The organism is Cellvibrio mixtus subsp. mixtus J3-8, from assembly GCF_000766945.1.
GTDB lineage: Bacteria > Pseudomonadota > Gammaproteobacteria > Pseudomonadales > Cellvibrionaceae > Cellvibrio > Cellvibrio mixtus_A.
Window position 1 is genome coordinate 157,829 of the sequence record NZ_KN266207.1, and the last position, 12,838, is coordinate 170,666.

Here is a 12,838-nt window from a genome sequence, read left to right on the forward strand (position 1 = left end):
GCCGAACACTGTTTGCCAATCTTTAATTGAACTCACTGCATTCGTTTTTTCGGTACAGTGTGCAAGCAAGGAAAAGTTATCGGTTTTGAAATCCCGTGATTTTTCACCCAGCTGTTCAGCGTGTTTAACTAGCCACTCCTGAATCAAAAACACTTTAGGGGCATTATCGCCCAACACTTTTTTATATTCGGCGCGATAAGCCAATGTCATTGCTGGCTCAATGCCGATTAGAGGAATACCTGAGGAAGCAATTCCATTTAACTGTGTAGCATTTGCGTCGGCAGCTTTGGCAAATGCCTTAAGGAAACCGTGAACTTGTAATGGCTTACCATTGGGTTTGAACGGAGCTAATAATGGGATGAATCCCAATTTTTTAAGCAGCTTCAATGTATCAATGACCAGCGGTGTTTCAAAATAACTGGTAAAAGCGTCCTGTACTAAAATGACAGCTTTGTTTTTTTCAGCAGGTGTTAATTGTGCTATGTTTTCCAGTGTTGCATAGCTAACGCCCAGTTTTTCAGCGGCTTTGTGCAGATTGATACCGGTTAGTAAAGGACTGTCGACCATGCCGATAAAACGCTCCATCACTTTCTGCATAAATTGCGGTTTCATCAACAAGTTATACGCCCATGGGAATTTGGCGAGAGTTGGAACCATAAATTCCAGTCCACCAATAAAATAGTCTTTAAGCGGGCGTAAATAACGGCTGTAATAAAGCTCAAGGAATTTTGCACGGAATTCTGGCACGTCGACTTTAATAGGACATTGTCCTACGCAAGATTTGCAAGCGAGACAACCAGCCATCGATTCATGTACTTCATGGGAAAAATCGTATTCGCCTTTACGTTTTCCTATTGTATTTGCAATGCGTATTGGCAAATTGAAAATAAAGCTCGCACGTTTTAGTTTTTTACTTTCTTCTATAACGTTAACTCCACGCTCACTCATTTGTTTAAGCCATTCACGCATTAATGATGCGCGGCCTTTAGGGGAGTGTTTGCGTTCGCGCGTGCCTTTCCAGCTTGGGCACATGGCATCGTTAGGGTTCCAGTTATAACAAAGACCATTGCCGTTACAATGTACACCTTCACTATACCCATCCCAAACTTGCACCATAATTTTACGGTCTTGCTGGCCGCGAGTAGGTACGCCATCAATTTTGGATAGTTCAATACTTGCTGCGGGTGTAGCAATTTTGCCAGGATTTAATTGATTGTACGGATCGAAAACAGCTTTAATACGCTGGATTTGGGGATATAGCTCGCCAAAAAATGCTGGTGCATATTCGGAGCGAACGCCTTTGCCGTGTTCGCCCCAGAGCAAGCCATTGTATTTTTGAGTGAGGGCGACAACTTTGTCGGTAATGATACGCACCATTTTTTCCTGCGCAGGATCTTTCATATCCAGAGCGGGGCGCACGTGCAAAACACCGGCATCCACATGGCCAAACATGCCATACGTTAATTTATGCTCATCCAGAACTGCGCGGAATTCGAAAATAAAATCAGCAAGGTTCTCCGGGGGAACCGCAGTATCTTCCACAAACGGGACGGGGCGAATTTCACCTTCGACATTCCCGAGCAGGCCTACGGCTTTCTTGCGCATCCCCCAGATTTTATTGACAGCATCGCTACCCCAGGCAACGGAGTAGCTGATACGGCCGGTGGTAATATCCAGGGCAAATTGATCAAGCAAATCAGTGAGTTTTTTTACTTCTGTATTTAGTTCAGCTTCAGAGTCCGCAGTGTATTCGACCAGATTTATACCCTGGATTTTTTCTCCATTCACTGGTGCAGGGAAAAACTCTGCCACACTGTGCCAGACGATATCATTCATTGCGAGGTTTAATACTTTTGAATCCACAGTTTCAATGGATGTGGGATTCGCTTTCATCAGCTCAGTAGCATCGCGCAGTGCAACATTAAAGTCGCGATAATTAACGTTGATCAGAGCGCTGAATTTGGGGATAGGTAATAAATTAATTTTTGCTTCGGCAATAAAACCGAGTGTGCCTTCGCTACCACATAAAATATTGTTTAAATTGAAGCGGCCTTGTTCATCGCGAATGTGTGCAAGGTCGTAGCCTGTCAGGCAGCGATTGAGCTTTGGAAATTTTTGTTCAATAAGGCCGCTATGTTCGCGCTGGATCGCATCCACCACACGGTGAGCTTCACCTACACGGTCATCTCGTTTCCATAAGTCTTCCAGTTCACGTTCTTCAACGGCGCTAGATGTCCAGAGGCTGCCATCCAGAAAAACAGTAGTTAGTTCCAGCACATGATCACGGGTTTTGCCATAACGGCAAGAGCCTTGGCCGGAGGCGTCGGTGTTGATCATACCGCCGATAGTGGCGCGATTGCTGGTTGATAACTCTGGCGCAAAAAATAATCCATGGGGCTTAATGGCGGCATTGAGTTGATCCTTAACCACACCGCATTGGACTCTGACCCAACGTTCCTCGGCATTGATTTCCAGGATCTTGTTCATGTACTTGGAGGTGTCTACTACCAATCCGTCCGTAAGCGATTGCCCATTGGTGCCTGTGCCACCACCACGCGGACTGAGCACTATGGTATGAAACTCCGGTTGCTGGCTAAGTTTGGCAATCTTTACCAGATCTGCCGTATTGCGTGGGTAAAGCACCCCTTGCGGTAGTACCTGATAAATCGAGTTATCTGTTGCAAGTACTGTGCGGTTGGCGTAGTCCGGGTTGAGGTCACCACTGAAACCTGCGTCGCGCAGGGCATTAATAAAGCCCAGGTATAAGGTTTGGGTAGGGGAGGTCTGGTTTATACGTGGAATCATGGGACTTAAACAACCAACAAAAAAGAAAGTTCATAAAGGCAAAAGTAGGTGCGCATTCTACCTTGATAGAGTGCCAAAGTCGCCTCGGTAATAAGTCAGTGTAGTGCTGTTTGCGTGTTTTTTGATCTGCTGTTGTGTGCGGATTGGGTAGAGGGGGGGCGTCAAAAAGCATCTCCTAAGGGAAATGGGCATATTGTTGTAAAACGTCTCATTACCCCCCAGTCTTATGCTTTTACTAAAGACAGAGAAGCTTAATAAGCTTTTAAAACTATTGGGGGTGAACACCTCGCTGGTCTTAAATGCGCGATAAAAAATATGTGAATATTTTTGTTCTTTTATATTTCAAAAACGAATATTGAATTAAAGAAAATAAGTTTCTTTAAAAGAAGTGTTTGCTAAACATTGATAGGTTCGGGCGATTGCTAATGATCACGGTATTGGCTTGATCACCCTTTATATATCGGATATTGATGCTTCTTTATGCGTCAAATGCAGGTCAAAACCAAAAAGGAAAGTGCAAAAATAATTACGACTAATTTGATTTTTGTCGCTTCTTTTAAGGTTGCAACGAAGATATATCTCATTTGGCAATTATCCCGCGCCGCTTAAGTAGCTAGAGACTGCATCAAAATGATTATGTTATGATCGGGCCAAGCGCAGTATGCAGTTTTTTGATGCAACTGCAGGGATTGTCTCGATTGGTTTTCATATTTACCTAAAGATGTAAGGAGCGGCTTAAATGATTCAGCTACAACGCAACTACGGTAACGCTCTGCTTGATGGGGAGCTGTCCCAACCGCCTATTCATACGTATCAGGAGTATTTGACTCTGGCGCAAATTCCTCACTGTGAGGGTGTTTCTGCGCGGGTTGTTGATGCATTGCATCAACGTGTTGGGCGTACTGATTTATCAATAGAACAAATTGCATCGGACCTGCATTTAACCAAGCGTACATTGCAGCGCCGTTTACAAAGTCAAAATACCAATTTTGCTCAATTGCGTGACGATCTGCGGTTTCATTATGCTATCAAATATCTTATTGATGACAATATGAGCGTTGATCTTGTATCCAGGGCACTGGACTTTTCTGACAGAACCAGCTTTACCAATGCCTTCAAGCGTTGGACAGGATTATCTCCCAGTACATTCCGTAAACTGTTCAGAGATTATCAGGCTTGATTTATTTGTAAGATGGTAGAGATGGATCTCTTCCCTTACTGGTTAATGTAGTATTCCAGTGGGAGCTTTAATCGGTAGGCTGGCTGATGCTGGTGCATCACTAATGACAGCGCAATAATAGTTAACCGTTCCCTGTATGCGTGTTGCCGGGTGTATATTCAAAATCGCATTTTCCATTCCTGGTTCGTAAAACCCATCTGCTGTATGAAATAAAGGCACAAAATTGCGAGATGCAATTGCCTTATAGAGTTCATCTGGCGCCCCTTCTTCTTGTAAAATTTGTACATGCTCCTGAATATCTTCTTCGGTGTAAATAACGCAAGAGAACGTTTTTTCATCTCGTGTGCGCAACTCAAATCTGGACGGATTGATAAGATAGTAATATTCGCTGACACCGAGTGTTTCGCATGCCTCCTCAAAATAGCGAGCTAGCTTAGGGTCGGCAAAAAAAGGAGTGCTGCTATCTATCGCCTCAGTCTTAAGGCTGCTTGACAAATCGTTAAAGTAAGAATGTTGCAGTTGGTTAATGGCTTCTTTTAGCTCATGCAGCATATTCTCATCATTCTTTTTAAGGTAATAATGAATGGTATTGTTGTTAAATGCCCTGACCGCTTCTGTTGGCGTTGCATAACCAGTTAATAATATTTTCTTGATTGCTGAATTTTTTATTTTCTCGCAAAACTCAATGCCATTCATTGATGGCATTGAATAATCAACTACGAGCACTGACACCTCTTTTATTCGCAGTTCATCAAATCGTTTGATATTTTGATGGGTGAGTACTTGTTTTACCCAAGCGTCTGAGTCGCCCTGCAGCTTGGGTTTCTCATCGTTGGCGATGAGTTGCGCCTCTCTTTGGTGCTCATTTATATATTTTAAGGCAGCATCTGTATCATCAAAGGATTTGACATTAAAGTGCTTGGAGAATGTCACGGATAACGTATCCAGAAACTCACGATTATCATCGACAAATACAATTTGCGTTGGATAAAAGTAAAGAGGAATTTTAGATTTCACGCCAGCTATCCCGCAGTGATTGATGATTTAGAAGCTTATATAGTAAGGTAAATAGCTACACTTATGGGAATATTGTATGTCAATTATGGTGAGCTGTGGAGCCAGCATAAGGATTTTATGGTTGCCTGGTTAACGAGATGCTCATTCTATTTTAATATGCCATCTGGTATGTCAGCAATTTAGTTTGTTTATTGACTGTTTCTTTTTTCAACAAGATAAGTTGCGCGCCGCTCAGCGAGTTCATCTTTAGCTGTTTCACCTTGGGGCTCCTCCAGTGCGATCTGTGTCGCAAAAAAACATAATTTAAATTCTGAACCTTTTTCAAGGCTGCTTTTGACCTCTATGCGTGCATTGTGCTCATCAACAATGCGCTTGATGGCCTGCATCCCAATGCCATTACCAAATTTTTTAGCACTAAGGCCAGGCTCCCATAAAGAGGCAAGTTGTTGTTCTGACATTCCCGTGCCATTATCTTTTACAGAAAGAAATATATTTCCATCTTCGATCCATGATTTTATATGAAGTACAAGATCGTGGTTATCGCGGCGCGCTTCGGCAGCATTTTTAATCAGGTTAATAAAAAGGATTTTCAGGTCTTCCGCATCACCTCTGATTTTAGGGGTGCCCCCAAAGTCATATTCAACTTTATCAAATGATTTTTCGAATAAATAAAGACAATCTTGCACCACGGATTCAAGCGCGCAAGGTTGGATGCGTCGTTTATGTTTTCCACCAAGAATACTTGCCATCGTAGCGATAAGCCGCGATCCACGTTCGACTTGTTCCAATACTATGTCTCTTTGTTTGTCGCGATCATAAATATCATTTGAAAGTACACCATCGATAATAGCGAAAGGTACTTTAATATCGTGATGGTAATGGTTCATTAAACTGAGCATTGATAGGGTCTTTTTGGCTTCACCGAGCTGATCTTGCATGTGGTTCAGGCGAATTAAGCGGCTAAATACTTGTCCTAGCTCCGATTTGAGCCACTCGAAAATTTTGAGATCTTCGTAACGATAATAGGAAAAGCTCGTGGGATTACCAACGAGTACAATTGCTAATACTTTGTTATCTGAAAATACCGGGAAACATAAAGATGCGTTATATTTTTTCATTTCAATTTGCAATGCTTCCGGCATCTCATCGGCCATGATCAATTGTGTTTGCAAGGCGCAGTATGCCAGGAGAGGACTATCTTCCGAGACGGTGTCAAACAAAAAAACATTGTGGTGGTAGTTACTTTCGCTTGACAGTAAGCCGTCTTGTTGAACCATTAAAATTTTATAGTCATTTAATTTTATGATTCGCAGCAGAAGGTGATCCATAACATCTTGCATCATGGAGAAGCTGATTGAATTTTTGAGATCGTATTCAGTTTCTGCTTTGACTTGGTCAAAATCGTAACTATTTTTTACCAGTATTTTTTTTGCGCTGGGTAGAATCCATTTTAATAATCGGGGGTAGGCTTCTAGCATTAATACAAGAAATGCAAGCAGGGTTAATACCCCGCCAATAGACTGCGTGTGATCACCTACCACTGAGGTAACAACGAAATACATCCACACAAAAAAAGCTAATAAAATAGCCTTGGTTAACCCCAGGCTTAGTGCAAGCCTAATGTCCATCAGGTTGTGTTGAATTGTTGAATAAAATAATAAGGAAACAAAAAGAATGTTAGTAATGATGCCAACAAATTTGGATAAGTAAAATTCCAAGCCGGTTGGCATTGAAAACAGGACAATTAAGCCGCAACTAAAACTTACCAGCAGCGTTATAAGTAGCCATTTGAGGCGTTGTTTTTCCCGGTTTGAAGATGTGTTGTAAGAGAGTCCAACCAAACAAATTGAGCCTACAAAACACCATACCAAATAACCAATAAAAACATAATAAATTGTATCTAGCTGAGGAAGGTACCCACTATCAGTTTCTTTCAGTTCAGATGGAAATATGAACATGTTTAAAAACCACAATGCACAACTAAAAAAAGCTCCAAAAATTATAAAAACATTTTTAAATTTTTTTGACCTGCCACCGACTAACCTCCAGGTTAATAGAGCAAAGCCAAAAGGAATGAAAAACATACCTCCACGGGTGATGTGAAAAAGAATATCCAGTAGATAAACATTGGTTATTGTCGTTAGCAAGAAAAGCTCTAGTAACCAAATACTCAAGGCGAGTAAAAGGAATGCCAATGCCTTGGCGGCAGGGTTATCTTTTTTGGAAAAAGCTAACCCAGCTAACCCAAGATCAAACAGTGCCGTAATTAAGTACTGGATCATTCTTTTCTATGATTTCCACTTTGCTTCTGATAAAGGCCCTACATTTTTCAACATCGTCACAGATCATCAATACTGTTTTGAAATTGAGGTGAGGGTACGACTTTTCTTCTGATGCAAGCCTTCCACCGAACATTTGATAAAACTTAATATGCTCAGTGCGAACTGCGACTACAATATTACTGGCTTTTTGCCGTGCTGCTTCCTCAACTGCAGTACCCAGAAGCAAGAAACGAGCTTGAATTCCCCCCCTTCTTTGGAATTGAGGGTCTATAACAAATTTGTTGGGTTCTAAAAATACATTGTCATACCCAATTGTATTTCGTATTTCCTTTTCGAAACATTCCATGATGGGAATGCCAGCCCCTTTACTTGGATCATATACACATGCTCTTATTGAACCAACGATATTATTTCTATGATAAGCCAGAAAGCACACACTGTTAGGCTTTCCATCATATTCGTCAATGAATTTTAGCGACGAATTTTCTTCAATGTACCCTTCTGCGCCATAACTTTTGTAACGCATGGAATATACCCTGTCTAGCATAGGGCCTTTGGCAACAACGCTATAATAATCGTTTTGGTGAACTTCTTGTCTTTGGATTGCGGAATTTAACATTTTGATACCCCTTATTTAATTTTTCAGTAGAGTTGTTTGAAAGTCTTTATTTGTAAGTCTTTGTGGATGTTTTAAGCGACATACCAGAAAAAAGTGACGCCAGATTTTTTTGATTTGGCGTCGAACTCCATTATGCTTAAAAAATGTTCGCTCTAAAACAATCCTTTTGTAACGAGCATGTAAGTTGTGAAATGATTTACGAGATGCTGACTTTCGTCAGTTTAAGACAGCGACCAGGGTGAATAAGATGCCTATGCTGTAACAGTTTTTTTGAGAGGGCGATCCAATAATTCTTAAAAAGGTAGCTATTTGGGACTGTTATCTTTGAAGGGGCAGGGAAAATATTCAGGAATTCGTTAATTCACATCCCATGGTTAGTAACGATGACAGATAAACAAGATCAATATGAACAACAAAGCGTCGAAACTCTCTTTCATGATATTGCTACGCCATTAGTAATTTCCAAAATGAAGGCCGAGCTTCTAGCCAAACATTTGCCAGCAATTATCACCACGTTGGTGCAATCTCCGGAGCTGCGTCATTTGTTACCAAATGATGAAACGTTGATCGATGCCCTCCTAACGGCACCTGACATAATGCAATCAAATTTGCAGCTCGTTCAAAAAAAAATAAACCTGTTATCTGCCTCGATGTTGCACCAGGCCAATAATTTTGCCTCTGTTACGAATCCTCCCGAGTTTGACGGTGGATCTGGAATACCAGTAAGGACTGTTGCAATTAGAACTGTCTTGTTAGTGGATGATGAAGCTGTCCATCGCGATATAGGTGAGAGTTTACTGACACCGCTTTATGACGTGGACTTTGCTAAAAATGGATTGGAAGCCATTAGTTTGTGTGAGCAAAAGCATTACGACTTGATTTTGATGGATTTGCACATGCCTAAAATGAACGGTGAGCAGGCTACCATTGCGCTGCGTCCCCGTATCAGCAGTGAAACGATTATCATCGGTTTGACCAGTTTGCCTATAGGTGCCAATCGATCCGGATTGTTAGCCATGGGGTTTACTGATTTCCTCGAAAAACCGCTAACCCTAAAGAGCTTACAAAAGTTATTGCGATCCCAATCACTAAATGCGTAACATCTCCAGTTCATCTTTAAGCGACAAAACTGTAAAGCCGGGGGCACCGTTCGTTCATGGGTATAACAATTAAAAGAATCCTGTCTTCAAAAGGTTTTTGTCTGGCCGGTCTACTAGTTGGTTCCTCCTCCAGCACGATGGTGTGGTCTCAAGCTGCGCCAGTTGTGGATGAAGTTCTGGTTACAGCGCAAATGCGTGAGGAGTCCGTTCAAAATATTCCCCTGGCTATTGGCGTTTATGACAAGCAATTGATTGATCGGGTTGGTGCCAGTTCGCTAACGGAAATGGAAGGCGCTATACCGTCGTTAAATTTTGGCAGTGGTGACAGGAATACCCGTGGTGAAATTACCATCCGGGGAGTTGGTGACTACGCGCGGAATATTGGCACCAACGCGCGGGTTGCTGTTTATGTCGATGGCGTATTAACCGGACGTTCTTCCAGCTTTGATCAGGGGCTGCTGGATGTTGCCCACATAGAAGTATTGCGCGGTCCCCAGGGAACCTTGTCTGGCACCAATGCCCTGGCGGGTTCTATTAATATAATTACCCAAAAACCGGAAGATACGTTTAGCGCCGAATTGCTGGCCAATACCGGGAATTATGGTTTGGCTGCTGTTACCGGGAAAGTTAATGCGCCGCTCTCGGATGATCTTTTTGTCAGCGTGTTGTTAGGCACGAGTGAACAGGATGGTTACATCCGTAATATTACGCTTGATCGCGAATTGCAGGGCGCCAACCGCGATACCGCAAAATTAAAGTTTCGTTATGTTGGTGTTGATCAGTTAATTGTCGATATTGGTTTTGATTATTTAAAGGATGAAGATAAGTCGACCAATGCCGAGGCCCTTGGTAATGGAATGTTTAATGGTTTTACGCTTGCGCCGGAGCCTTTTGTCGTAGCGCACAACGCCGATGAATTTGAACAACGTGAATTGAAAGGTGCAACCATCGAAGCCGTCTATGAAACGCCGGAAAATTATAAATGGACATCTATTACCGGTTTTCGTAGTAATGAATTTCGTGAGTTGAGTGAAGAGGATTATTCGCCATTAAATGTAGCGGTTAGCATTTTTGATGAGCAAAGTGACCAAATCAGCCAGGAAATCAGATTGGCTTCACCCAAAAATGAGTCGTGGGATTATGTGGTCGGTGCTTATTTTCTCAATCAGGATATTTCTACTGAGCGGCAGGCGATTACCGGTCCGGTATTTCTGTTGGCTCCCAACGGGCGAGTGCAAACACCTGCATCAGCGGAGGTAGAATCTGCCTCTATGTTTCTTCACGGCAATTATTATTTTGATGCACGCTGGAGTTTGACTGCGGGTGTCCGCTACGTGAATGAAACAAAAGATATCGATTACTCCAGCATTGACTCAACCAAAATGTTTATAAATACGAGCCATTTAACCGATCAAAAAACGTTTAACGAATGGTTGCCAAAGCTGGGGCTTAATTTCCAAATAACCCCCGATGTGTTGCTCTATACCAGCGTTGCGCGCGGCTATAAAAGCGGTGGTTGGAATGCTGATTTTATTACCACGCTGGAGAATTTCCAGTTTGATCCCGAATATGCGGTGAATTATGAAGCCGGAGCAAAATCATTATTCTTTGATCGTCGCCTTACGGTGAATGTGTCTACGTTTGTAACTAAATTCGATGATTTCCAGGTGTTTCAATTTTTACCAACACAGGCAACTAACGGAACCGTGTTGTCATTGACCAATGCAGGCAAGGTCACCAGTAAAGGCGTTGAACTGGATATTAGTGCGGCACTTACCGAACATTTGCAATTCAGTGTCAACACCGCCTATACCAGTGCCAGGTTTGATGAATTCCAAAATGGTGGCGGCATAGGGAAAAATTATGACGATCACTATTTGCCTTACGCGCCTAAAAATAATTATTTTGTAGCATTGGATTACAGCAGACCGGTATTCAGTGAGGCAAAAATGTATTCCCACATTGATTACGGTTATACCGACGACTACTTTTCCAACCCCAACAATCTGCCAGGTAATAGAATTCCCGGTCGCAGCCTCACCAATGCTCGTTTGGGAATCAAGGTTGATGATTCATGGGATATCTCACTGTGGGTGAAAAACCTTGCTGATGACATCAGTTTGCGGCAGAAGTCAGTATCTTTTTTAGGTGTCCCGAGAGGTGTTTACAATTCGCCTCGCACGTACGGGTTAGAGCTTAAATACTTTTTCAATTAATCTTTTGCATAATTAAAACTCCTTTCATTTGAACCCGGATTGGCTAGCCAATCCGGGTTTTTCACCTATTTCCCTGCAATATCAACTGCTTATTGGCTGTTCAAAAAATACTCCAGAAAAACCTTGCAAAATAATACTGTGTGTAACATAGTAATTACTGTGTATTGCATAGTATATGAGGCACAGTATGTCGGATGAACAGTTTGAAAAACTCAGGCAGGAGTTGCGGCGCGGGATTTTGGTATTGGCAGTATTGGGGTCTTTACGGAAACCACATTATGGCTATTCCTTGCGCAAGCAATTACAAGATGTTGGTTTGGATATTGATGAAGGAACACTTTATCCCTTGGTGCGCCGTTTGGCTGACCAGGGATTGTTAACCAGTGAATGGCAACAGGGGGAGGGGCGAGAGCGTCGCTATTACCAGTTATCCCCTGAAGGTGCGGGTTTGCTGGAAAGCCTGACTGCCGAGTGGCAGCAGTTGAACAATCACGTGAGCAAAATATTGGAGGCCGGAAATGGACCTGATTGATCGTTATATGAATGCGGTAGCGCAAGCATTACCGGAAAGCCGTCGCGATGAAATTACCCGCGAACTGCGCGCCAACATCCTCGATAAGCTTGAAGCTATTTCTGAAGAGCAGGGGCGTGCACCCACTGATGCTGAGATATCGGCTGTTTTGGTTGCACTCGGCCATCCGCAAAAAGTGGCGGGAAGTTTTTTGACTGGCCAACAGTTGGTCAGCCCTGAACTCTTCCCTCTTTATAAGAGAGCATTGCATTACGGCTTGATCCTGGTATTTATCCTCGCTTTGATTCAATTCGGCGTGCATTTTCTCAATAGCGGGAATTTGGCGATATGGAACTTTGTTCATGAAATCATCGGCAAAGCACTGATTATGTTTGCTTCGGTGACGGGCGTATTTTATCTGCTGAGTAACCCGGTTGGTGGTAAACCGTATTTCGACCCTTATCAGTGCTGGTCACCAGAAAAGTTGCCGCCGGTAACGCGCGGTTGGCAGAGAATCAGCGCGTGCGAACAAAGTGTCGATTTCACAACTGATTTATTTTTCCTGTTGTTGCTGAACTACGCCTTATGGATTCCATCGGGCCAATTGGCCAACCTGACAATCGCCTTTACTGAACCGGTACAACAATGGATTCCGATCTTGTCGGCAATCATTATTGCCTCTTTGATCGTTGGGTTGTGGAAACTGGTTTACCGGTACTGGATGGTTTCGACCTTAATAATAGAAGCAGCAATCAATGGTGCTATCGCGATACCTTTGCTGCTCGTTAGCCGCTTGAAACCCATCGTTGTTGATACCTCTACTACACAAGAACATGTGGAAGCCCTGAGGATTGGCAATGAAGTTATTGGAATCGGCTTGTTCTGGGTTGGTATATGGTTGGTGTTTATGGCGGGTTGGAGTATGTATCGCGCCTGGCAGCTGTCACGATAATAAATGGCTCGATAATGATTGTTGTCAGAGAAATCACGTGATCGGGATAACAAAACCATAAAGTGGGACGCTTTAGTTGCAAGCAAAATAGGGCTGGTTTGCGGAGTTCGGATGCCGCAAACCAGCCAAACCTAAAATAATTTCAACGATCCTTTC

Annotated in this window: 8 protein-coding genes and 1 pseudogene; 5 read left to right on the top strand and 4 right to left on the bottom strand. The window is 42.8% G+C overall.

Translation table 11 applies throughout. From position 1 onward, the window contains the following. Nucleotides 1–2,805 (bottom strand): annotated as a pseudogene (gene ydiJ, locus A596_RS05790) (D-2-hydroxyglutarate dehydrogenase YdiJ); the annotation flags it as partial. A 739-nt stretch (nucleotides 2,806–3,544) separates the two neighbouring features. On the opposite strand from ydiJ, the gene A596_RS05795 reads away from it, so the two are divergent. Beyond that, nucleotides 3,545–3,985: a helix-turn-helix domain-containing protein gene (locus tag A596_RS05795; protein ID WP_039913215.1), complete on the top strand. Its 441-nt coding sequence runs from the start codon at nucleotides 3,545–3,547 to the stop codon at nucleotides 3,983–3,985. A 42-nt stretch (nucleotides 3,986–4,027) separates the two neighbouring features. Here the strand turns inward: A596_RS05795 and A596_RS05800 are convergent, their stop codons facing one another. The 3 genes from A596_RS05800 to A596_RS05810 all read right to left on the bottom strand — a co-directional run bounded on the left by A596_RS05800 (nucleotide 4,028) and on the right by A596_RS05810 (nucleotide 7,903). Beyond that, the gene (locus A596_RS05800) at nucleotides 4,028–5,002 is read right to left on the bottom strand and encodes a response regulator (protein ID WP_039913216.1); all 975 of its coding nucleotides are present in this window, start codon (nucleotides 5,000–5,002) and stop codon (nucleotides 4,028–4,030) included. 188 nt (nucleotides 5,003–5,190) lie between these two features. Next, a complete protein-coding gene (locus A596_RS21970) occupies nucleotides 5,191–7,284 on the bottom strand; it encodes a sensor histidine kinase (RefSeq protein WP_052417272.1) in 2,094 nt (697 codons plus the stop codon). Further along, nucleotides 7,253–7,903: a GNAT family N-acetyltransferase gene (locus A596_RS05810; protein ID WP_039913218.1), complete on the bottom strand. Its 651-nt coding sequence runs from the start codon at nucleotides 7,901–7,903 to the stop codon at nucleotides 7,253–7,255. Before A596_RS05810 ends, A596_RS21970 begins: the two co-directional genes overlap by 32 nt. 383 nt (nucleotides 7,904–8,286) lie before the next feature. Between A596_RS05810 and A596_RS05815 the strand changes: the two genes are divergently transcribed. From A596_RS05815 to A596_RS05830, 4 genes are all read left to right on the top strand, one after another. After that, complete coding sequence (locus A596_RS05815; protein WP_039913219.1) at nucleotides 8,287–9,003, top strand: response regulator; 717 nt, start codon at nucleotides 8,287–8,289, stop codon at nucleotides 9,001–9,003. Nucleotides 9,004–9,059: 56 nt separating this feature from the next. Further along, entirely contained in the window at nucleotides 9,060–11,219 is a 2,160-nt protein-coding gene (locus A596_RS05820; RefSeq protein WP_084128083.1) for a TonB-dependent receptor, read from the top strand. Nucleotides 11,220–11,406: 187 nt separating this feature from the next. Next, nucleotides 11,407–11,751 carry a PadR family transcriptional regulator gene (locus tag A596_RS05825; protein WP_039913221.1) on the top strand — a complete coding sequence of 115 codons (345 nt, stop codon included), beginning with the start codon at nucleotides 11,407–11,409 and terminating at the stop codon, nucleotides 11,749–11,751. Further along, a complete protein-coding gene (locus tag A596_RS05830; RefSeq protein WP_039913222.1) occupies nucleotides 11,738–12,682 on the top strand; it encodes an HAAS signaling domain-containing protein in 945 nt (314 codons plus the stop codon). Before A596_RS05825 ends, A596_RS05830 begins: the two co-directional genes overlap by 14 nt. The last annotated feature ends 156 nt before the right edge of the window (nucleotides 12,683–12,838 follow it).